This window comes from Sandarakinorhabdus sp. (assembly GCF_987265915.1).
In genome coordinates, this window is record NZ_OZ503948.1 from 525,004 (window position 1) to 545,232 (window position 20,229).

Annotated in this window: 19 protein-coding genes and 1 pseudogene; 4 read left to right on the top strand and 16 right to left on the bottom strand. The window is 66.2% G+C overall.

The window, feature by feature from the left end:
• Positions 1-5: 5 nt before the first annotated feature.
• The gene (locus AC6UUM_RS02530; RefSeq protein WP_500803781.1) at positions 6-2,765 is read right to left on the bottom strand and encodes a bifunctional [glutamine synthetase] adenylyltransferase/[glutamine synthetase]-adenylyl-L-tyrosine phosphorylase; all 2,760 of its coding nucleotides are present in this window, start codon (positions 2,763-2,765) and stop codon (positions 6-8) included.
• 81 nt (positions 2,766-2,846) lie between these two features.
• Here AC6UUM_RS02530 and AC6UUM_RS02535 point away from each other — a divergent pair, with 81 nt between their 5' ends.
• The gene (locus tag AC6UUM_RS02535) at positions 2,847-3,011 is read left to right on the top strand and encodes an entericidin A/B family lipoprotein (RefSeq protein ID WP_500803782.1); all 165 of its coding nucleotides are present in this window, start codon (positions 2,847-2,849) and stop codon (positions 3,009-3,011) included.
• On the opposite strand, the gene tatC is transcribed toward AC6UUM_RS02535, so the two are convergent.
• The 4 genes from tatC to AC6UUM_RS02555 all read right to left on the bottom strand — a co-directional run bounded on the left by tatC (position 3,008) and on the right by AC6UUM_RS02555 (position 5,652).
• Complete coding sequence (tatC, locus tag AC6UUM_RS02540; RefSeq protein ID WP_500803783.1) at positions 3,008-3,799, bottom strand: twin-arginine translocase subunit TatC; 792 nt, start codon at positions 3,797-3,799, stop codon at positions 3,008-3,010. The two genes, AC6UUM_RS02535 and tatC, sit on opposite strands and share 4 nt — an antisense overlap.
• A complete protein-coding gene (gene tatB, locus AC6UUM_RS02545; protein ID WP_500803784.1) occupies positions 3,796-4,272 on the bottom strand; it encodes a Sec-independent protein translocase protein TatB in 477 nt (158 codons plus the stop codon). Before tatB ends, tatC begins: the two co-directional genes overlap by 4 nt.
• Before the next feature lie 59 nt (positions 4,273-4,331).
• Positions 4,332-4,562, bottom strand: a complete 231-nt coding sequence (locus AC6UUM_RS02550) for a twin-arginine translocase TatA/TatE family subunit (RefSeq protein ID WP_500803785.1) — start codon at positions 4,560-4,562, stop codon at positions 4,332-4,334.
• Between the two features lie 79 nt (positions 4,563-4,641).
• Entirely contained in the window at positions 4,642-5,652 is a 1,011-nt protein-coding gene (locus AC6UUM_RS02555; RefSeq protein WP_500803786.1) for an NADP-dependent oxidoreductase, read from the bottom strand.
• A gap of 32 nt (positions 5,653-5,684) precedes the next feature.
• Between AC6UUM_RS02555 and AC6UUM_RS02560 the strand changes: the two genes are divergently transcribed.
• Positions 5,685-6,137 carry a VOC family protein gene (locus AC6UUM_RS02560; protein WP_500803787.1) on the top strand — a complete coding sequence of 151 codons (453 nt, stop codon included), beginning with the start codon at positions 5,685-5,687 and terminating at the stop codon, positions 6,135-6,137.
• Here the strand turns inward: AC6UUM_RS02560 and AC6UUM_RS02565 are convergent.
• The 7 genes from AC6UUM_RS02565 to AC6UUM_RS02595 form a co-directional block, all read right to left on the bottom strand.
• Positions 6,134-6,619 carry a CinA family protein gene (locus tag AC6UUM_RS02565; protein ID WP_500803788.1) on the bottom strand — a complete coding sequence of 162 codons (486 nt, stop codon included), beginning with the start codon at positions 6,617-6,619 and terminating at the stop codon, positions 6,134-6,136. The two genes, AC6UUM_RS02560 and AC6UUM_RS02565, sit on opposite strands and share 4 nt — an antisense overlap.
• Before the next feature lie 43 nt (positions 6,620-6,662).
• Positions 6,663-6,971 (bottom strand): type II toxin-antitoxin system RelE/ParE family toxin, encoded by a 309-nt coding sequence (locus tag AC6UUM_RS02570; protein WP_500803789.1) that lies wholly within the window; start codon positions 6,969-6,971, stop codon positions 6,663-6,665.
• On the bottom strand, positions 6,968-7,213 hold the full coding sequence (locus AC6UUM_RS02575; protein WP_500803790.1) for a type II TA system antitoxin, ParD family: 246 nt from the start codon (positions 7,211-7,213) through the stop codon (positions 6,968-6,970). Before AC6UUM_RS02575 ends, AC6UUM_RS02570 begins: the two co-directional genes overlap by 4 nt.
• 55 nt (positions 7,214-7,268) lie before the next feature.
• Positions 7,269-10,652: an error-prone DNA polymerase gene (locus AC6UUM_RS02580; RefSeq protein WP_500803791.1), complete on the bottom strand. Its 3,384-nt coding sequence runs from the start codon at positions 10,650-10,652 to the stop codon at positions 7,269-7,271.
• Complete coding sequence (locus tag AC6UUM_RS02585; protein WP_500803792.1) at positions 10,652-12,157, bottom strand: DUF6504 family protein; 1,506 nt, start codon at positions 12,155-12,157, stop codon at positions 10,652-10,654. Before AC6UUM_RS02585 ends, AC6UUM_RS02580 begins: the two co-directional genes overlap by 1 nt.
• Positions 12,072-12,803 carry an ImuA family protein gene (locus AC6UUM_RS02590; RefSeq protein ID WP_500803793.1) on the bottom strand — a complete coding sequence of 244 codons (732 nt, stop codon included), beginning with the start codon at positions 12,801-12,803 and terminating at the stop codon, positions 12,072-12,074. Before AC6UUM_RS02590 ends, AC6UUM_RS02585 begins: the two co-directional genes overlap by 86 nt.
• A gap of 383 nt (positions 12,804-13,186) precedes the next feature.
• Positions 13,187-13,333 carry a hypothetical protein gene (locus tag AC6UUM_RS02595; RefSeq protein WP_500803794.1) on the bottom strand — a complete coding sequence of 49 codons (147 nt, stop codon included), beginning with the start codon at positions 13,331-13,333 and terminating at the stop codon, positions 13,187-13,189.
• A 403-nt stretch (positions 13,334-13,736) separates the two neighbouring features.
• On the opposite strand from AC6UUM_RS02595, the pseudogene AC6UUM_RS02600 reads away from it, so the two are divergent.
• Positions 13,737-13,898, top strand: a pseudogene (locus tag AC6UUM_RS02600) (PEPxxWA-CTERM sorting domain-containing protein); the annotation flags it as partial.
• 52 nt (positions 13,899-13,950) lie between these two features.
• Here AC6UUM_RS02600 and AC6UUM_RS02605 read toward each other — a convergent pair.
• A complete protein-coding gene (locus tag AC6UUM_RS02605) occupies positions 13,951-14,811 on the bottom strand; it encodes a PEPxxWA-CTERM sorting domain-containing protein (RefSeq protein ID WP_500803795.1) in 861 nt (286 codons plus the stop codon).
• A gap of 392 nt (positions 14,812-15,203) precedes the next feature.
• The gene (locus tag AC6UUM_RS02610) at positions 15,204-15,809 is read right to left on the bottom strand and encodes a 2-hydroxychromene-2-carboxylate isomerase (RefSeq protein ID WP_500803796.1); all 606 of its coding nucleotides are present in this window, start codon (positions 15,807-15,809) and stop codon (positions 15,204-15,206) included.
• 41 nt (positions 15,810-15,850) lie between these two features.
• Between AC6UUM_RS02610 and AC6UUM_RS02615 the strand changes: the two genes are divergently transcribed.
• Positions 15,851-17,371, top strand: a complete 1,521-nt coding sequence (locus AC6UUM_RS02615) for a hypothetical protein (protein ID WP_500803797.1) — start codon at positions 15,851-15,853, stop codon at positions 17,369-17,371.
• Position 17,372: 1 nt separating this feature from the next.
• Here AC6UUM_RS02615 and AC6UUM_RS02620 read toward each other — a convergent pair whose 3' ends face one another.
• Entirely contained in the window at positions 17,373-18,905 is a 1,533-nt protein-coding gene (locus tag AC6UUM_RS02620; protein ID WP_500803798.1) for an acyl-CoA synthetase, read from the bottom strand.
• On the bottom strand, positions 18,905-20,218 hold the full coding sequence (purB, locus tag AC6UUM_RS02625) for an adenylosuccinate lyase (RefSeq protein ID WP_500803799.1): 1,314 nt from the start codon (positions 20,216-20,218) through the stop codon (positions 18,905-18,907). The genes AC6UUM_RS02620 and purB overlap by 1 nt, the downstream gene beginning before the upstream one ends.
• Positions 20,219-20,229: the final 11 nt, after the last annotated feature.

A 20,229-nucleotide genomic window follows, 5' to 3' on the forward strand; every position in this document is an offset into this window, starting at 1 on the left:
ATGGTTCAAGTCCCTTGCTTGAGGATGATGTCCGCCCATGCCATGCGCACCACGCCCTTGGCGATGGCCAGTTGCTGCTGAACTTCGGCGAAATTTGCCGCACCCAGCGCACCCGCCAGCAAGCTGCCGATCGGCGCCGGCAGGGTGGCCGGGATACGCGCGCCGGGGAACAACAGGCGCAGCCACATCAGCGATCGGCTAAGCAGGTCGTGGGCTTCGGCCAGTTCGGCGGGCAACAACCCGGCCGCCACCAGTTGATCGATCGCTGGCCGCAATTCCGGCGAAAGGCCCTGGCCGGTGGCAAGCTGCCGGAAATGCACGATGAATTCCAGATCGACCAGGCCGCCCGGCGCCAGCTTGACGTCGAACCGGCCCTGCGGTGGTTTGGCCGCCGCAACATCGGCGCGCATGGCCAGCACGGATTTGCGCAGCCCTTCGATGTCGCGCGGCATCCGCAGCACGCCGGCCATTACATCATCAACAGCGCTTCCCGGCCCGGCCACCACCCGCGCCCGGCACAGCGCCATATGCTCCCAGCGTTCGGCCTCCTCCAGCTGGTAGCGGGCAAAGCTGCTGATCGACAGCGCCAGATTGCCCTTTGCCCCCCACGGCCGCAGCCGCGTGTCGATCTCGTACATGGCGCCGGCCGCGGTCGGCACCGAAAGCGCGGTGACCAGCCGGGACGCCAGGCGATTGAAATATTGGCTGGCGGGCAGGGGCTTGCTGCCATCGGAAACCACCGTGTGATCCCCGGTGAACAGGAACACCAGATCGAGATCGGACGCGTGGGTCATCGCCCGCCCGCCGTGCCGGCCCAGCGCCAGCACGACCAGCTCGCCGCCGGGAACCGCGCCGTGCAGCCGCGCATAATCGGCGGCCACCACCGGCAACAGCACGCAAATTGCGGCATCGGCAATATCGGCGAGGTTGCGCCCGATGGTCGTCGCGTCGGTATGGCCCTCGATCAATTGCGCGCCCAGTTGAAAGCGCAATTCGGCCGTCCAGCGCCGCACCCGGTCCAGCACCTCTTCCACACCGGCTGCGCCGGCGCAGTATTGCGCCAGGCTGGCGGTCAACCGATCGGCATCGGGCAGCGGTGCAAAGGCATCGGGCGACAGCATGATATCGAACAGCGCCGGTTGCCGGGCCAGCGCCTCGGCCAGCACCGGGGTGACGCCGATCAGATTGCCGAGCAGGGTGACCAGGCGCGGATTGGCCCTGAGCAGCGCCAGAAACTGCACGCCGGCCGGCAGTGCTGCCAGAAACGCGTCCAGCCGGCCCGCGGCCGTGGCCGGATCAGCCGCGGTGGCCAGGCCGTCGATCAAGCCCGGCAACACGGCTTCGAAATCGGCGCGGGCGGCCTCGGCACGCAAGGATCGGTATTTGCCTTGCCGCCAACTGGCGATCAGCGGCGCCAACAGTTTGGCGAGCGGGCGGTGATGCGCCTTCAGCCAGGGGGCGGGATCGGCCGGCACCACCGTCCCTTCCGGCAGGGCCGCCTGCACCAGCCGGTCATAGGCCGCCGCTACCGGAGCGGTGATGCGCGCCAGCGCGGCTTCCAGCGCCGCGCCGTCCTTCAATCCGCTCAACCGCGCCACGGCAGCCCTGTCGGCTGCCAGCCGCGGCACGGCATGTGTCTGTTCATCGCGGCGCATCTGCAAGCGATGCTCCAGCGTGCGCAGCGCGCGGTACGCGGCCGACAGCGCCTGCACATCGCCCGCCGGCACATGCCCCGCCGCCCCCAGCGCCGCCAGCCCGTCCAGCGTCGCCGGACAGCGCAATTCCGGCGCGCGCCCGCCCCAGATCAGCTGATGGATCTGCGCAAAGAACTCCACTTCGCGGATACCGCCGCGGCCGCGTTTCAGATCAAAGCCCGGGCCGATGCCTTGGCCGTCCTCGAAATGGTCGCGGATGCGCAAGCTGACCGACTGGATATCGCGCACCGCCGTATAATCCAGGCTGCGTCGCCAGACGAACGGCCGGATGCGGTTCAGGAAGGCGGCGCCCATCGCGACATCGCCGCCGGCAGCGCGGGCGCGGATGAAGGCCACCCGCTCCCAGGTCAGCGCTTCGGATTGATAATATTGCTCGGCTGCACTCAGGCTGATCGACATGGGCGTGATTTCCGATGCCGGCCGCAGCCGCAGATCGATGCGCGCGACATAACCATCCGGCGTCAGGTCAGCCAGGATCGCCACGGCGCGCCGCGTGATGCGCACGGCGGCCTCGCCCGGCTCCTCCCCCGCCCGGCACGGGACAGCCGAGGGATCATGCAGAAAGATCAGATCGGCATCGGACGAATAATTCAGCTCATGGCTGCCGAGCTTGCCCAGCGCCAGCGCCACCAGCCCGCGCGCCTGCCTGCCCGGGGGGGCGCCGCGTTCGGCCAGGGCGGCGGTGATAGCGGCATGAATTGCGGCATCGGCAAAGTCCGACAGGGCGGCCGTCACCCGCTCCAGCGGCCACAGCCCGGCCAGATCGGCCATTGCCGTGATCAGCGCCACGTCGCGCCGCGCGGTGCGCAGCCGCGGCATGATCGGCTGCGTATCGTCGCGCGCCAGTGCCATGGCATTGGCCAGCGCCGCATCCGGGCCAGCAGTGGCCAGCGTTGCCATGGTGTCCCGCCGGCCACGGATCAGGCCCTTCAGAAACGGCGCATTGAACCAAGCGGCCACGGCGGCGTTCAGCATCTGGCGGGACAGGCCATCGGGCAACACGCCCGCCAGATCGGGCGGCGGCTCGGCTTCGGGCAGGATGAACGCCATGCCCGGGTGATGCCAGCCCGTGCGGTCGCCAGCAAGCCGGCAGGCGGTCAGTTGTTCGACGCGACACGAAGGAGAGTATCCATGAAGACCACGACAATCGGCCTGCTGGCGGCGCTGGTGCTGTTGACCGCATGCAACACGGTGGAAGGCGCCGGCCGCGATCTCGAAAGCGCGGGCGGTTCGATCAAGAAGACCGCGAATGACAACAAGGATGACGCTGGCCGGGATGCCGCCGGGCGCCTTTAAGGGCTGGCCGTTGCATCCACGCGGGCGCGCCGCCGTTCGGTGATCCAGATGCCGATGATCGAGATTTCATACAGCAGGATCAACGGGATGGCGAGCGCGACCTGCGACCACAGGTCGGGCGGCGTGAGCACGGCGGCGACCACGAACGCCGCCACCACCGAATAGCGGCGGCCGCCCTGCAATTGCTGGCGGGTGATGATGCCGGAGCGTTCGAGCAGCATCAGCAGCACCGGCAGCAGGAACGCCACGCCAAAGGCCAGGATCATGCTCATCACCAGATCGAGATATTCGCCCATGGCCGGCAGCGCTTCGCGCTCGACTCCGCCAGCGCCGCCGATCTGCTGAAAGCTCAGGAAAAACCGGAACGCCGTCGGCATGACGACATAATAGGCCAGCGCCGCGCCGCAGGTGAACAGGATCGGCGTCGCCAGCAGGAACGGCAGCAGCGCCTTCTGCTCGCGGCGGTACAGGCCCGGCGCCACAAAGCGCCACAGCTCGTTGGCGATCAGCGGGAAGGCGAGGCAGAAACCGGCAAAGGCCGCGACGCGGATTTCGGTGAAGAAGGCCTCATACAGCTTGGTGTAGATCAATTTGGCGCTGGTGCCCGACGCGGTCACCAGCGGCTGCACCAGAAAATCGAACACGCGCCCCGCCTGGCTGAACGCCAGACCGAAGGCGATGGCGAAATAGACGACGCAGCGCAGCAACCGCCCGCGCAGCTCGATCAGATGATCCATCAACGGCGCCTTGCTGGCGTCGATATCCGAACGGTCGATCTCTTCGCTCATGCCGCGTCACTCTGTGGCGCGGGTTCAGCCTCGGTTGGGGCTTCGGCTGCCGGCTTGGCGCGCGGTTTGCGCTGGCGCTTGGGTTTGGCCGGCGGTTCCGCCGCGACGTCCAACTCCGGCGCGGGCAACCACGGCGTTTCGGTGGTCGGCCACGGATCATAGGATGTTTCGGCAGGCTCGGATGGCGCAGGCTCAGGCAGATGGGGCCCGGCCAGGTTGGGCAGGCTGTTTTCCGGCAGCTGCGATGCCTTCATGATCGCATCATTCTGCGCCGCCCACAGTTTCTGCATCTCTTCCAGTTCGGATTCGCGCATCATCGCATCGAAACCGGTGCGCAGGTGGCGGCTCATGGCGCGAGCCTTGCCCACCCATTGCCCCACCCAGCGCATGACGCGCGGCAGATCCTTGGGTCCGATGACCACCAGGGCCACCAGCGCGATGACCAGAAGTTCGGACGACTCAATACCAAACATGGGGCGGTGCCGGATTCACTTGAACGAGGAAGGCATGGGGGGCCTGCCCCCGCAATCGCTCAGCGGCGGGTTTCTTCGCCCATCGGTGCCGGCTGCGGCTGGCCGCCATTCGTCACCTGCGGCGGTGCGGCCGCGGGTGGCGTCGGCGCATCATTGTCGCTCAGCCCCTTCTTGAAGCTGTTGATGCCCTTGGCGAAATCACCCATCAGATCGGAAATGCGGCCGCGACCGAACAGCAGCACGACGACCAGAATGACCACCAGCCAGTGAGTGAGGCTGAACGAACCCATGTGATGTGTTCCTTAGGCAGTTTTGAACGCGATAGTGGCCTTCTTACGCCCATGGCCAGCGATGCGCCAGCCTTTGCAATTACAGCCGGATCAGCCGCCGGCCAAAGCTGGCGCCGCTGAACAGGCCGCAGAAGGCGCCCGGAAGGCTGGCCAGGCCGTCAAAGATTTCCTCGCGATAGGCGACCTTGCCATCGCGGATCAACGCCGCCAGTTCGGCTTGCGCGGCGGGGAACTGCGGCAGATCGTCGAACACCACCATGCCTTCCATGCGCAGGCGCTTGCCGATGAATTCGCGGGTGTGGTGGATGCCGGGGGCGTCTTCGGGCGTCAGATTGTAATCCGCGACCTGGCCGGACACGACGATGCGGCCCTTCATGCGCATCACCGGCAGGGCGCGATCGATGCTGGCGTTGCCGACATTGTCGAACAGCACATCCCAGCCATCGGCGCTGGCCTCGGCAAAGCGTGCTTCGAAATCATCTGCCTTGTAATCCAGCGCGTCATCGAAGCCGCACGCCTCGGTCAGCCAGCGGCATTTCTCTGCGCCGCCGGCAATGCCCACGACGCGCCCCGCGCCCCACAGCTTTGCCAACTGCCCCGCCGTCGCCCCCACCGGCCCGGCGGCGGAGGTGACCAGCACGCGTTCGCCGGCCTGCAAATTCGCCACGCGCTTCAGGCCGAACCACGCTGTCATCCCCGGCACGCCCAAAATGCCGTTCCACAGACTGAGCGGCACGCCCAGATCAGGCACTTTCGACAGATAACCGCGCCCGCTCGACACCATATGCGTCGCCCAGCCCGTGCCCATCACCAGATCGCCGGCCGCGAACTTCGGGTGGCGGCTCTCCACCACCTCCCCCACCGCAAAGCCATCGACCATGGCCCCGGCCTTCAACGGCGGCGCGTAGGAGGCACCCGGCGACAGCCGCGAGCGTGTGCCCGGATCGCAGCTGATGAAGCGATTGGCGATCAGCAACTGGCCCTCCTCCAGCGCCGGGATCGGCAGCGTTTCCAGCCGGAAATCCTCTGGCGTCGGCGCACCCACGATATGCCGCGCCAGCACGATGCGTTCCATTTGCGTAGCCGTCATGCCAAAGTCTCCCCATTCAACCGGAGGCCATCATGGACCAACGCATCAGCATCGTCACCCTCGGCACTGACAATCTGCCCCGCGCCGTCGCCTTTTGGGAAGCCATGGGCTGGCCACGAAAGATGCGAAAGTGGGAGGCCATCGCCATGTTCCAGTGCGGCGGCATGACCTTCGCCCTCTACCCGTTCGACAAACTGGCCGAAGATTGCGGGATGCAGGATCGCGAAGTTTTAGAAGATGGCGCCGTCCGGCGCCGGGGCTTCGGCGGCTTCACCCTCGCCCACAATGTCAGCAGCAAGGCCGAAGTCGACGAACTCCTCGCCCGCGCCGTCGCCAACGGCGGACGCTTACAAAAACCCGCGCACGATGCCTTCTGGGGCGGCTACTCAGGCTATTTCTGCGATCCCGATGGCCACCCGTGGGAAGTCGCCTACAACCCGTTCATGCTGCCGGGGCCGGATGGGACGGTAACGTTGGGGGATTAAACCAACTGCTCGCCCAACAATTCCAGCGCCGCCACCGCAAACGCCACCATATTCGCCTGCCGGTCGCTCGATCCCGTCGCGATGGTGCGCGCCACGTGCACTGGGCCGCTCACCGCCACCACGTCATGCCCGGCGGCGTGGCCATAGGGGTTGCCATTCGGCCCAGCCGCGCCGGTCTCGCCGATGCCCCAGGTGGCGCTGTGTTGCGCGCGGATGGTTTCGGCCATCAGCAGCGCGAACGGTTCGGTGGCGGACATGAAGCCGCGCACGTCTTCGCGTTTCAGGCCGAGCAGCCGGTGCCGGGCGCGCGGCGTGTAGACGACCGCGCCGGCGATGTAGAAGGCCGACGCCCCCGGCACAGCCAGCAGCGCCGCCGAGATCAGCCCGCCCGCCGCCGATTCGGCCACGGCCACGGTCTCGCCGCGCGCTTTCAATTGCGCGCCAACAAGAGCGGCGGTTTCGAAGAGGGTTTCCATGGTCATGGGCGCAGCTTCGGTGGTTGCAGCCATGAAGGCAAGACCCGGATCAAGGCAGCCGATGCAACAGACGAGCGAGCAAATCCATGCGTTCATGCAGGATCGCCAGAATCAGCGTGGGGCCGGCGTCCATTGGCAAGGCGAAGATCAGATGGTGGCGGCAGCGGGCAATGCGCACAGCGGGATGCAGGCGGGGCATTGCGCGGTGGCGATGCGGATGGTCGGCAAGCGCCTGCATTGCTGTCTTGAGATCGGCAGCGAAGCGGCGGGCTTGGGTGTCGCCCCATTCATTTTGCGTGAAGCGGAGAATTTCATCGAGGTCCGCCGCCGCTCCCGTCGTAAGCTGCCAGGCGGTCACGCGCGATCAAGCGCTTGGGCAACGATCTCGTCAAATGTGGCGGTGGAAATCGCGCCATCCATGGCGGCCTCAATACGCTGATCGATCAGGGCTTTCAGTTCGGCCAAGGCCGGCGCGTCGCCTTCTGCATCGGGGAACAGCCGCTCCAGTGCAAATTGGCGGATGCTCTTGCCTTCCAGCGCGGCGAGCGCCTTCAGGCTGTTGTGCTGCTGGTCGCTGAGATCGATGCTGAGGCGGCTCATGGGAGCAATCTGCCATGATAGCCGCACTTGTGCAAATGTGGGTTTGTGCAGGCCATCAATGAAAATCCCGGCTGCGTGGGATCACGCGCACGTCGCGGGGGTGACGGCCCCGGCTCGCGGCTTTCGGCGGCGGCGGTTTGCGACCCTGCGGCCCGTGCACCAGATCCTCGCTCGCCCGCGCCAGGGCGGGCGTGGCGTCGTGGGCGTCCGACAGGCGGTCCAGCACCCCGCTCATGTCGGTGATGCGGGTGGCCATCAGGTGCATCACGCCTTCGGGGCTGCGCTGCACCTCGCCGTCCACCTGCATCAGGCGGCTGGCCATGATGGCGCGGCGATAGCGTTCGAACAGCCGCGCCCACACCACCACGTTCACCACGCCGCTTTCATCCTCCAGCGTGATGAAGATGGCATTGCCGCCGCCCGGCCGCTGCCGCACCAGCACCACGCCTGCCGCGCTGACGCGTCGGCCATTGCGCGCCGCGTTGAACTGCGCGGCGCTGAGCACGCCCGGAAACCACGGCCGCAGCAGCGCCATCGGGTGGGCGCGCAGGGACAGGCGCAGCACCTGGTAATCGGCGGCAACCTCCTCGCCGGGCGCCATCAGCGGCAGATCGGCGGATTCCTCCACGCCCAGATCGCTGGCGTCGGCGGCGGCAAACAACGGCAGGCTGTCCGTGGGGGTGCGCAGCGCCTGCCAGCCGGCATCACGGCGGCTGAGGCCCAGGCTGGCGCAGGCATCGGCATCGGCGAGCAGTTTCAGTGCGCGGGCCGGCAGGCCGGCGCGGGCGAGATGTTCGAGGGAGCGGATGGGGCGGGCGGCGGCGATGGCCTGCGCCCATTCTTCGCGGAAACCGGTGATCTGGCGCAGGCCGAGGCGCAGGGACAGCGGGGTGTCGTGCCTGCCTTCCCCACCCCTAACCCCTCCCGCAAGCGGTAGGGGAACAGTGTGTGCGAGCGCCAACCGGCGCCCCTCCCGCTTGCGGGAGGGGCTGGGGGTGGGATTACCCGCCATCTCCAAACTGCAATCCCACCCGCTGAAATTCACATCCACGCCGCTCACCGCCACGCCATGTTCCGCCGCATCACGAACGATCTGCGCCGGCGCGTAAAACCCCATCGGCTGCGCGTTCAGCAGTGCCGCCGCAAACACCGCCGGGTATCGGCATTTGAGGTAGGCCGACACCCACACCAGCCGGGCAAAGGCAATCGCGTGGCTTTCGGGAAAGCCGTAACTGCCAAAGCCCTTGATCTGGTTGAAACAACGCCGGGCAAACTCCGCTTCATAGCCGCGCGCCACCATGCCATCGATCAGCTTGGTTTCGAAATACTCCATGCCGCCATTGCTGCGGAAGGTCGCCATGGCGCGGCGCAGGCGGTTGGCTTCGGCCGGCGTGAAGCTGGCGGCGGTGATCGCCAGCTTCATCGCCTGTTCCTGGAACAGCGGCACCCCCAGCGTCTTGCCGAGCACCTGTTTCAATTCATCGGGATCATGTGGGGGGCCGGGGCTCGGAAAATGCACCGCCTCCCGCCCCTGCCGGCGCCGCAGATAGGGGTGGACCATGTCGCCCTGGATCGGGCCGGGCCGCACGATGGCGACCTGGATGACCAGATCATAGAATTCGGCCGGCTTCAGGCGCGGCAGCATGTTCATCTGCGCGCGGCTTTCGACCTGGAACACCCCGATGCTATCGCCCTTCTGCAGCATCTGGTAAACGTCCGGCGCATCGCCCGGCACATTGTCGAGCGTATAGCTGGGACCGATGTGGGTCTCGATCATCTCGAAGGCGCGGCGGATACAGCTGAGCATACCGAGCGCCAGCACATCGACCTTCATCAGGCCCAAAGCATCGATATCGTCCTTGTCCCATTCGATGAAGGTGCGGTCCGCCATGGCGGCATTGTGGATCGGCACCAGCTCATCCAGCCGGCCTTCGGTCAGCACGAAGCCGCCGACATGCTGCGAAAGATGGCGGGGCATGCCCAATATCTGCGTCACCAGCCCCGCCAGCCGGGCAAGTTCCGGGCTGTCGGGATCGAGGCCGCTTTCGGCAAAGCGCTCGCGCTCCATCTGGCTGGAATAGCTGCCCCACACGGTGCTGGAGAGCCGGTTGGTCAGATCCTCGCTCATGCCCAGCACCTTGCCGACCTCGCGCACTGCGCTCCTGGGCCGGTAATGGATCACGGTGGCGGCGATGCCGGCGCGTTCCCGGCCATAGCGTTCGTAAATCCACTGCATCACCTCCTCGCGGCGCTCATGCTCGAAATCGACGTCGATATCGGGCGGTTCCTTGCGTTCTTCGGAAATGAAGCGGGAAAACAGCAGATTGTGCACGGATGGATCGACCGCGGTGATGCCCAGCACGAAGCACACCGCGCTGTTCGCCGCGCTGCCGCGGCCCTGGCACAAGATGCCCCGGCCTTGCGCAAACGCGACGATATCGTGGACGGTCAGGAAATAGGGGGCATAGCCGGCCTTGGCGATGATGCGGAATTCCTCGGCGAGCAGACCGAGCAGCTTCGGCGGGATGCCATCGGGCCAGCGCTCCCGCGCCTTTTGCAGGGTCAGCGTTTCCAGCCAGCCTTGCGGGGAATAACCGGGTGGCACCGGCTCATTGGGATATTCATAGCGCAGCTGATCGAGGTTGAAATCGATGCGCGAGAGCAGCCGCGCCGGTTCGGCCAGCGCATCCGGGCGGTCGCGGAACAGGCGCGCCATGTCGGCCGCGGATTTCAGATGCGCCTCCGCATTGGCGCGCAGCTGCGTGCCGGCGTTTTTCAACGTGCAGCCCAGTTTGATGCAGCGGATCACATCGTGCAGCGGCCGCTGCGCCGGTGTCGCATAAAGCGGCGCATTCAGCGCCAGCAGCGGCAGGCCCTGGGCGTCGGCGACCCCGGCCAGCGCCGCCAGCCGGCGCCGATCATCACCCCGGCCCCACATCACCGCCCCCTGCCACAGCCGGCCGGGGCAGGCGCGTGCCAGCTCGGCCAGGCGCGGCTGCTGGCCGGGTTCGGGGGGCATGGTGATCAGCAGCAAGCCATCGGCATGATCGATCAGATCGGCGAGATGCAGGATACACATCCCCTTTTCGGCGCGACGGTTGCCGGTGGTGAGCAGCCGCGTCAGCCGGCCCCAGCCCTGCCGGTGCGCCGGATAGGCGATCACATCGGGCGTGCCGTCGGCAAACACCAGCCGCGCGCCCACGGCGAGCTTGAAGGGGGGCAGTTCGCTGCCGGCTTCGCGCGCGGCCTCTGCAGACTCGCGCACTGCCACTTGCGCGCGCACCACGCCGGCGACCGTGTTGGTATCGGCAATGCCGATGCCGGCATGGCCCAGCGCCAGCGCCGCCGCCACCATCTCGGCCGGGCTGGAGGCGCCGTCCAGGAACGAATAATGGGTTGCGGCTGCCAGCTCGGCAAAGCCGGAAACTGGCGGCATCATCAGGCAAACAGCCCGTGCAGATACCAGCGCGGGGTGGTCGTTTCGCGATCATAAAGGCCGTGGCGGAACAGCCAGAAGCGCCGGCCGGTACTATCCTCCACCCGCCAGTAATCGCGGGTCAGCCCGGCGCCGTCCTTGCGCTGCCACCATTCGGCGGTGATGCGTTCCGGGCCTTCCTGCGCCGTCACATCATGCACGCGCCCGCGCCAGCGAAACCGGCGCGGCGGGCCATCGGGCACTTCGGCGAGCACTTCGATGGGTTGCGGCGGATCGAACAGCCGGATGGGGCGCGTGGGCGGCTCACCGGGAACGGGAGACGGCCAGGCCGCCGCCGGGCAATCGGCCAGTGTGCCCAGAAAACTCGCCTGTTCGGGGATATGCGTGTCGGCCGCCACTGGCCGGCGCAAGCGCCCGCGCCCCAGCCGCGCCGTCAGCCGATCGACCAGTTCGTTCAACTGGGTTTCGGCCAGCGCGCCGCCATCCAGGCCCAATTGCGATTCATCGAGCCGCGCCGTGACCGGCACGGCAAGGCGCAGCAGATCATAGCCGAAACCGGGATCGAGCGGATCGTTGAGCGCCGCAATCCGCTCATCGAACAGGCGCAGCAGGAGCCGCGCATCGCGCTGCGGTTCGGCGGTGTCCACCGCGAGGCGCGCGACATGGCCGTCGCTGCGGTACAGCGCCAGCGCGAAACGCCGGCCGCCCACGCCCAGTGCGCCCATTTGCGCCGCGCAGCGCCGCAGCAAGCGTTCCAGCGCCACGCGCACGGCATCCTGTTGCACGATGGGGCTGGCAAAACGCTGTTCGGCGATCACCGCGGCTGGCGGCAGCACGGGATCGAGCGGCTGCGGCGCCGCCTCGGTCAGCGCATCGAGCGCGGCCAGCAGCGCCTCGCCAAAGCGTGAGGCGACCGCGGCGCGCGACAGGCGGGCCACATCGCCGACGCTGCGCAAGCCGGCGCGGCGCAGGCCGATCTGCACCTGTTCCAGATCGGACAGCGCCGCCAGCGGCAGTTCGCTCACCCGTTCCGCCCCGAACCGCGCCAGCGCCAGCGCCGCAGCGGGGGTGGCGGCCAGCGCCGGTTGCGCGCTGAAGCCCAGCCGGTGCAGGCGGGTGACCACGTCCGACACCAGGCTGGCCTCCCCGCCGAACAACTGCGCGCAGCCGCTGATATCGATGACCAGGCCATGGGGTGGCCGCGCCGCGACCATGGGGGACCAGCGGGTGGCGCCTTGCGCCAGCCAATCGAGGCAGGCGGTATCGCCGGCCGGATCGTGCGGCGCCACGCGCAAGGACGGCAGGCGCGCGCGGGCATCGGCCAGCGCCAGGCCGGGCAGTATGCCTTCGGCCAACGCGGCGGCGTTCACCGCCTGAATCACCTGCCGGCCGCGATCATTGGCGATCAGCGCCAGCGGCTGCTCAGGCGGCGCTGCGCCGGTTCTTGCCAGCCGCTCGGCCGGCAGCCACGGCAGCGCCAGCGCCAGGATGCGCCGAGTGTTTGGCAAAAGCCGCGCCGATGGGGGTGGCGGCGGCAATGCGGCTTTCGGCCGGGATGAAGCTGCAACGGTCACGATCCCACTCCAGTGCAAGGCTGATATCGGCCGGGCCGCCGCGCTGGCGCGTCAGGGTGATGGCCAGCCGCGGCGGCCCCGGCGCGCCCGCCGCCAGCCGCCGTGCCGGTGCCGGTTCGGCCTGCCAGCGGGTGCTGGCGGCGCTCGGGCGCGGTGCGCCACTGCGCAGCAACAGGGTGAACACGCCCGATGCGGCGGCAGCCAGTTGCAACCGGCGCGTCACGGTCAGATCGATGGCCTTGGCCTCGCCATGGGATTCGATCACCACACAGGCCAGCGCCGCACAGCGCTGCGCCTCGCCAGTGGCACGCAGCATCCGCACCACGCCACCGGCCGCCACCAGCCACAACCGCCCCGGATCGCCGCCCAGCTCCGCCAGTCCGGCACCGTGCAAACGCCCATTGTCCTCCCAGCCATCGGCCACCCACAGGATCGGCCCGGGGCGTGGGTTCGCCAGCGCCAGCATCAACGCAAAGGCCGTCGCCCCCGGCCCGTAAATCTCGTGACACGCGGCCAGCATCAGCCCGCCGTTCAACGCGGCATCCACCCGCCCGGAATCGAGCTGCAACCGTGCCGCCACAGGCGGAGCGGCAACAGGCCCAGGCGGCACCAGGCGGGCGACAGGGGGGACAACAGGGGGCAGGGGGGCGACTCACTTTGGCTACGTGTTCCACTTTTGTTCACGTTGCCGCCTGTCGTCGAGAAGAGTCAAGCCGGCTTGTCTGTCGCGGTCATTTCTGCTGGGCGCGGCGGATGGCCGCCAAGGCAGGCGCAGAGATTCGGAGCCGAGCGCCAGCAAAGTCGCTGATCGCACAATATATCTTTTTTACATTTGTCTAAAAAATATGGAACTTACCAGTGGCCAGAAACATTGTGCTCTCATCCGGAACGCCAATTATCGTGCGTTTCGGGTACGTTAGTAGTTGCTTAGGTTTTAACGGAGTAGAGCGTAATGGGCAAATTTCATCTGGCGGCAGTCGTGGCCTTCGCGACGTTGGTGAGCGCCCCGTCGAGCGCGATCACGACCTTCGCAACCTTTGCACCGCTGACCAATTCGCCCAACATCGAGTTTACAGCAGGTCCAAGCGGCGCCGGGACGGTGGCCAGCATTCCGGGCTCCCCGGTCACCTTCCGCTTTCTCGACCCGGCCGGGTCGAGCTCGGTTTTCGATGTCACGGCCAATTTCAACTTCCTCGCTGCGACCGCCGGCGGTCTTGCTGCCGGTGGTCTCGGAATCGCGCCTGCCACGGCGGGCAGCTTTACCTTCACCTCGCTTGGTGCCGTGACCTACAAGGGGCGCACCGGCACCAACCTGTTGACCGCAGCCTTCACCGGCGGCGTGTTTTCCGGGCTGGCCGGTGGATCGGTTGCATCGTTCCTCAATTCCCAGCCGCCGGGCAACGTGACGTTCACCTCCGATTTCTTCAACTTCGCGCAGACGACGGCGCGGGACATCGCGATTGCCATCAACGCGATCAACCCGTCGCTTGCCGTATCACAGGGCGGCCTGGCCTCCTTTGCCGGCACGGCAAGCGGCAACTTCGGTGCCGATCTGTCGGACGGCTCAGGATCGACCGTTCCGGAACCGGCCTCATGGGCCATGATGGTGATGGGCTTCGGGTTGATCGGCGCAATGCGTCGCCGGCAATCGCGGACCCGTGTGATCACAGCGTGAGAAAACGACGGGGCCAGGCCATCCGGCCCCGTCGCCTTGCTGTGTTGGGCGGTCAGGCGATTGCGAACGCCCTGGCACGCCGGTGTGAAGCCTGGCGGCGCGCGCTGGTCCCCACTGCGGCAAACCCGGCAAGCATCAGCAACCAGCTTTCCGGTTCCGGAACCGCTTGCAGACCATCCTCATGGTCATGGTCATCGAGAATGCCAAACCCCTGGCTGATGCGGAATTGCGGCTTTGTTTGCGAAAGCTGCCGCGCATCGAGCGTTGCATAAATGCCGTCGAGCGCAGCGAAATCGGACGCGGCGGGCGCGATGTTCGCCAACAGGCCATTGCCCAGGTTGATGGTGCCGGTCGGATCATTGGTATAATCCATGCACGTGCCCTTGTTCAGATTGGTCCGGATCTCGTCATTGTGCGCGAGACCAAGGGTGTGGCCGATCTCCTGACAGGCGGTCATGCTCCGCCACGCCGGCGTATCATATTTGGCATTCGCGAAATAATAGTCGTTGAGTTTGACCGTAGCCTGGCTGATGAAGCCGCCGCCAAGCCAGACCGTTGCATAGCCCAGCCAACCGTTTGCCCCATAGTTGCCGCTGCAGATCTGAATCGAACCGTAAACGGCACCGCACGTCGGCGCGAGCGAAGACCCGATCGTCGGGACAATGTCGATGTTGTTGGCGGCCGACCATTGCGCGGCAGCGGCGGTGACATAGGGCTGCCAAACCGAACTGACATTCAAGCCCAACGCAATCGACAACGGGCCGGTCCGCGCCCAGCGATATCCGTTCCACGATTGGGTTTGCAGGGCTGCCGCGGGAACACTCAAGACAAGGAGTGCAGCGACAGTTAATGACTTCGGTGCATGGCGCGATAGAAATAAAGTTACGGCCTCAGCCGATGAAATGATTCCCATGATCCTGCCGATACGCTGCAAGACGTGGAGGCCCCGCGCCCACCACTCTACCCCGAGGGGTGTCCTGATTCGCTTATATCGGTCGAAATGCGAACATATAGGTAAATTCTACTATGAATGCGACGAACCGTGGAACCTTATTGCCGTATTAATACTTGAATTAATTCAATTTCATGCTTACTTTGGTTCAAATAATGTAACATCGGCAGGCGCCGATAGCCTGATCTGGCGTAGATCTCACAGAGTATTGGCGGCTTGCGGTCTCGCCGAAGCGTCTCCCACAGGATTCAGTCCGCGTGATCGTGTCTGGCTACAGCGGTCGTTCTTCACGGTCGCCCTGAAGGACCACAATGTACCGGCTTGTGGCATACAAACAGACAAGTTGCCCAACTTTAGCCACGCGCCGCCGCTTCACGCACAAGGATGATGCGATCCTGCCCGAAATACATGTCGGTGCCGCCCACATAAAATGTCGGGCTGCCGAAGCCGCCGCGGGCGATGAGTTCGTCGGTGTTGGCGCGCAGGCGGGCTTTCAGTTCGGGCGAATCGGCCTGTTCCAGCGCGTCCGGCCCCAGCCCGCCGGCGGCTGCGGCTTCGGCCAATACATCGGGCTGCGAGATGTCGCGATCCTCGCTCCAGTAAAGCTGGAAGATGCGGCGGGCGACGGCTTCGCAGGCATTTGCATCGCTGGCGACCAGGCACAGGCGCATGGCGCGGGCGCTGTTCACCGGGAAGATGCTGGGCGTCCATTTGATGGCGAGGCCGGAACGCTTGATCCAATCGTGCAGATCCTTGGTGAAATAGCGCGCCTTGGGCACCACCGGCTTGGAGCGCATTTCATAGACGCTGGGGTTCACCGTGTTGAACACGCCGCCAACCAGAAACGGCCGGAAACACACGCCAAATCCGTCTTCGCGCGCCGCCGCGCACAGCGCTTCGAAACCCAGATAGGTCCAGGGCGACGAACAATCGAAGAAGAATTCCACCTGTGCCGTCATGACCCTCTCCCCAAAGCCGTTTATCGGGTTACTGTGGACGCATGACCCATATCTTCAAACCAGCCATTTTGCTGGCACCGCTGGCGTTCATGTTGCCCCTTGCTGCGGCGCTTGCAGCCCCCACCGCCCCGCCGGCGACCAGCGTTGCAGCCCCACTGGCGCGCGAAGACCGGCTGGCGCAGGCCGCCGGCCTGATCGACGCAAACAAGACCACAGAAGCCTTGAGCCTGCTCGATGGCCTGCTGACCGAAGCCGATCTGCCGGCCGATCGCGGCCAGATCGAAGGGCTGCGCAGCTTTGCGCTGGCGCGCCAGGGCAAGGTGGCCGAGGCGCGCAAATCCATCGAGTTCGCGGTGGATGCGGCGCTCAACCCGACCCTGCTGCTGTTGCGGCAATTGTTCGTGCTGCGCGCCATCAGCGGCGATGCGCCGGCTGCGGGCCAGGCGCTGCAACTGATTGCGGTGTCCAATCCGAAATGGCTGGCAGAACTGCCGTCGGAACTCATCGCGCAGGTGCTGGTGGCCATCACCAACGCCGATCAGAAATTCGATCTGTCGTTCACGCTGGTCAGCGCCGATTATGTGCCGCGCGATGAAACGGTGGCGGCGGGCGATGGCCTGAAGCTGCTGGTGATTACCGGCCTCGCCACTCGCGATCGGCTGGACGAGGCGCTGCCGATCATCGAGAAATTGATCAACCCGGTCAGCCTGGTGCGGCTGGCCATTGACCGGCGCTATCAATCGCTGTGGCCGGCGCTGGAAAAGCGGCTGGGGCCGGGCGCTGATCTGGCCGATGCCGCCTATCTGAAGGCCAGCAAGGCGGCGCTCGATGCGGCGCCGGATGATGTCATCGCCCGGCTCGGCCATGCCCAGGCGCTCAACATCGCCTCGCAGGAAAAAGACGCGCTGGCGCTGGCCGATACGGCACAGACGGCCGAGGCCATGGCGAAATTGCCCGACAATGGCCTGTGGCTGGTCAATCTGTCGGCACAATTGCTCGCCGATCTCGGCCAGGTCGATGCCGGGCTGGCGCGCTTTGCGGCGGCAGCGACGCTGGATGCCAAGGCGCGGCCGAGCCTGACCGGGCTGCTGATCAACCATGCCCTGCTGGCCGATCAGGTCGGGCGCAGCGATGCGGCGCTGGCCGCTGCCGACGTTGCCGAACGCAAGATGGGCGAGGACATGAATGATTTCGGCAAGCTCTATCTGGCCGGGGTGCGCGCCTGTGCCCGGCACCGGCAGGGCAATGCCGCGGCGGCCAGCGCGGCCCTGGCGCCGTTGCTGGCAGCGCCCGAACGCAATGACGATGCCTATTTCCAGGCGATGCTGTGCTTGGGGCGTGCAGATGATGCGGCGCGCGCCATCATCAAGCGCCTCGATGATCCGGCGCGGCGCAGCGAGGCCTTGTTCGAATTGCAGCCGTTCCTGATCCTCGATCATGCCGCCTTGCCGGGCCGCCGCAGCCGCGCCGATCTGCGCGCGCTGAAGGCGCGGCCGGACGTGAAGGCGGCGTTTGCGAAATGGGGCCGCGATCTGCCGGCGGCGGTGGCCCCTCCGCGTTGAATCAGCGCCGGAAGCGGTCGCGCAGCTCGAACTTCAGCACTTTGCCGGCCGGGTTGCGCGGTAGCGCCGGCACGATTTCCAGCCGGCTCGGCAATTTGTAGCGGGCCAGCCGCTCCGTTGCCCAGGCGCGCAGGCTTTCGATATCCAGCGCCTCGCCCGGCTTCAGGGCGGCAACCGCGGTCACGCTTTCCCCCCATTTTTCATTGGGTTCACCAAAGATCGCCACTTCGGCGATGGCGGGGTGATCATAGATCACGGCTTCCACCTCGGCCGGATAGATATTCTCGCCGCCGCTGATGATCATGTCTTTCAGCCGGTCACAGATATAGAGGAAGCCATCGGCATCCAGATAGCCGATGTCGCCGGAATGGAACCAGCCTTCGGCATCGATGGCCGCCGCCGTGGCATCGGGCTTGTTCCAGTACCCACGCATGATGTTGGGCCCGCGCATGATCACTTCGCCGCGCTCGCCCGGCCCCAGCGGCGTGCGGCCATCTTCGGCGACGATGCGCAGATCGACAAAGAACATCGGTTTGCCTGCCGAGCCCAGCTTGGCGAGCGCGAAATCGGGGCCGAGATAGGTGCCCGAGGGCGCGGTTTCGGTGAGGCCATAGCCCTGGTTCATCGGAATGCCGCGGGCGTTGTAGAGCCGCAGCAATGGCTCTGGCACCGGCGCGCCGCCGCACATGATGACACGCAGACTGGACAGATCGGCCGCTTCGAAATCGGCTTGTTGGGCGATGAACAGCAGCATCGCCGGCACCGCGAAGGTGGTGGTGACGCGGTAATGTCGCACATCCGCGATGAAGCGCGCCGGATCGAAGGCGCGGTGCAGCACGACATGGCCGCCCTTCTGCCAGCAGCTCAAAGGCGTGACGTTGAGGCCGCCGATATGGAACAGCGGCGCCATCACCAGGCTGACGTCCTTTTCGGAGACATCGGCCCCCAGCGCGCCGTTGACATTGGCCCACCAGAAATTGCCGTGGGTCAGCATGGCGCCCTTGGGCCGGCCGGTGGTGCCCGATGTGTACATGATCACCGCGACATCATCGTCGGCGGTTTCCACGCCTTCGGCCAGCGGCGCTGCATCGCCGACGAATTCGGCGACAGGCTGCCAGGCCGGGGCCGCGCCATCGGCCGACAGGAAGCGCCGGCAGCACAGCCGGTCACGCACGCTGTCGATCACCGGCCGGTGCGGGCCATCCACCACCAGCGTGTGCACGCCGGCATCGTTGATGATATAATCCAGTTCCGGCCCCGTCAGCCGGAAGTTCAGTGGCACGAAGATCGCGCCCAGCCGCGCGGCGGCAAACAGCAGATCAAAATAGAGCGGATTGTTCAGCCCCAGATAGCCAACCCGGTCGCCCCTGCAGATGCCGCCGGCTTTCAGCGCGGTCGCCAACCGGTTGATGGCATCGCCCATTTCGGCATAGCTGCGGGTTGCGCCTTCAAAGCTCAGCGCCGGCCGGTCCGGCGTTTGCAGCACTCGCCGGCTGAACCAGCTGTTCAACCCGATATCGGCCTTGATCATCATTACTCCCCGAACACCCGCGCAAAGATCGTATCGACCTGGGCGAAATGATAACCAAGATCGAACAGGCCTTCCAGTTGGGCATCGGACAGGTGGGCGCTCACATCGGCATCGGCCTTCAGCAGATCGAGCAGCGACAGGGCGCCATCGGCTTCCCACACTTTCATGGCGTTGCGCTGGACCAGGCGATAGGCGTCGTCGCGGGTCACGCCGGCCTGGGTGAGCGCCAGCAGGATGCGCTGCGAATGGATCAGGCCGCCCATGCGGTTCAAATTCTTCGCCATCCGCTCCGGATAGATCAGCAATTTGTCCACTACCTGGGTTAGACGGGCCAGCGCGAAATCCAGCGTGATGGTGGCATCCGGGCCGATCATGCGCTCCACCGAGGAATGCGAAATGTCGCGTTCGTGCCACAGCGCGACATTCTCCAGCGCCGGGGTCACGGCAGAGCGCACCAGCCGGGCGAGACCGGTGAGATTCTCGGTCAGCACCGGGTTGCGCTTGTGCGGCATCGCGCTCGAACCCTTCTGGCCGGGGCTGAAATATTCTTCGGCCTCCAGCACTTCGGTGCGTTGCAGGTGGCGGATCTCGGTGGCCAGCCGCTCGATGCTGCTGGCGATGACGCCCAACGTCGCGAAGAACATGGCGTGGCGATCGCGCGGGATGACCTGGGTGGAGACCGGCTCGACCGTCAGGCCCATCTGCGCGGCGACATGGGCTTCGACGCGCGGATCGATGTTGGCAAAGGTGCCGACCGCGCCCGAAATCGCGCAGGTGGCGATATCGGCACGCGCCGCCACCAGCCGGACGCGGTTGCGGGCAAATTCGGCATGGGCCTGCGCCAGCTTCACGCCAAAGGTCGTCGGCTCGGCGTGGATGCCGTGGCTGCGGCCCATGGTGGGGGTGAATTTATGCTCCAGTGCCCGGCGCTTGATGGCGTCCAGCAATGCATCAATGTCGGCCAGCAGGATATCGGCGGCGCGGGCCAGTTGCACGGCCAGGCAGGTGTCCAGCACGTCGCTGCTGGTCATGCCCTGGTGCATGAAGCGGGCTTGCGGGCCAACCTGCTGCGCCACCCAATCGAGGAAGGCGATCACGTCATGCTTGGTCACCGCCTCGATGGCGTCGATGGCGGCCACGTCGATGGCGGGACCCGTCGCCCACCAGTCCCACAGCGCCTGGGCCGCGGCTTGCGGCACGACGCCGAGATCGGCCAGCTTTTGCGTGGCGTGTGCCTCGATCTCGAACCAGATGCGGAACCGGCTTGCAGCGTCCCACAGGGCGACCATTTCGGGGCGGGAATAACGCGGGATCATGGAGGGCCTTT

Excerpts from the sequence above, each read along its gene's own strand:
- AC6UUM_RS02530 (WP_500803781.1), bottom strand. The coding sequence starts at position 2,765 with ATGGCGTTCATCCTGCCCGAAGCCGAGCCGCCGCCCGATCTGGCGGGC.
- AC6UUM_RS02535 (WP_500803782.1), top strand. The coding sequence starts at position 2,847 with ATGAAGACCACGACAATCGGCCTGCTGGCGGCGCTGGTGCTGTTGACC.
- tatC (WP_500803783.1), bottom strand. The coding sequence starts at position 3,799 with ATGAGCGAAGAGATCGACCGTTCGGATATCGACGCCAGCAAGGCGCCG.
- tatB (WP_500803784.1), bottom strand. The coding sequence starts at position 4,272 with ATGTTTGGTATTGAGTCGTCCGAACTTCTGGTCATCGCGCTGGTGGCC.
- AC6UUM_RS02550 (WP_500803785.1), bottom strand. The coding sequence starts at position 4,562 with ATGGGTTCGTTCAGCCTCACTCACTGGCTGGTGGTCATTCTGGTCGTC.
- AC6UUM_RS02555 (WP_500803786.1), bottom strand. The coding sequence starts at position 5,652 with ATGACGGCTACGCAAATGGAACGCATCGTGCTGGCGCGGCATATCGTG.
- AC6UUM_RS02560 (WP_500803787.1), top strand. The coding sequence starts at position 5,685 with ATGGACCAACGCATCAGCATCGTCACCCTCGGCACTGACAATCTGCCC.
- AC6UUM_RS02565 (WP_500803788.1), bottom strand. The coding sequence starts at position 6,619 with ATGACCATGGAAACCCTCTTCGAAACCGCCGCTCTTGTTGGCGCGCAA.
- AC6UUM_RS02575 (WP_500803790.1), bottom strand. The coding sequence starts at position 7,213 with ATGAGCCGCCTCAGCATCGATCTCAGCGACCAGCAGCACAACAGCCTG.
- AC6UUM_RS02580 (WP_500803791.1), bottom strand. The coding sequence starts at position 10,652 with ATGATGCCGCCAGTTTCCGGCTTTGCCGAGCTGGCAGCCGCAACCCAT.
- AC6UUM_RS02595 (WP_500803794.1), bottom strand. The coding sequence starts at position 13,333 with ATGCTGGCCACCGTCCCGGCGCCGCTTGGACCTGCTGTAAACTCGATG.
- AC6UUM_RS02605 (WP_500803795.1), bottom strand. The coding sequence starts at position 14,811 with ATGGGAATCATTTCATCGGCTGAGGCCGTAACTTTATTTCTATCGCGC.
- AC6UUM_RS02610 (WP_500803796.1), bottom strand. The coding sequence starts at position 15,809 with ATGACGGCACAGGTGGAATTCTTCTTCGATTGTTCGTCGCCCTGGACC.
- AC6UUM_RS02615 (WP_500803797.1), top strand. The coding sequence starts at position 15,851 with ATGACCCATATCTTCAAACCAGCCATTTTGCTGGCACCGCTGGCGTTC.
- AC6UUM_RS02620 (WP_500803798.1), bottom strand. The coding sequence starts at position 18,905 with ATGATGATCAAGGCCGATATCGGGTTGAACAGCTGGTTCAGCCGGCGA.
- purB (WP_500803799.1), bottom strand. The coding sequence starts at position 20,218 with ATGATCCCGCGTTATTCCCGCCCCGAAATGGTCGCCCTGTGGGACGCT.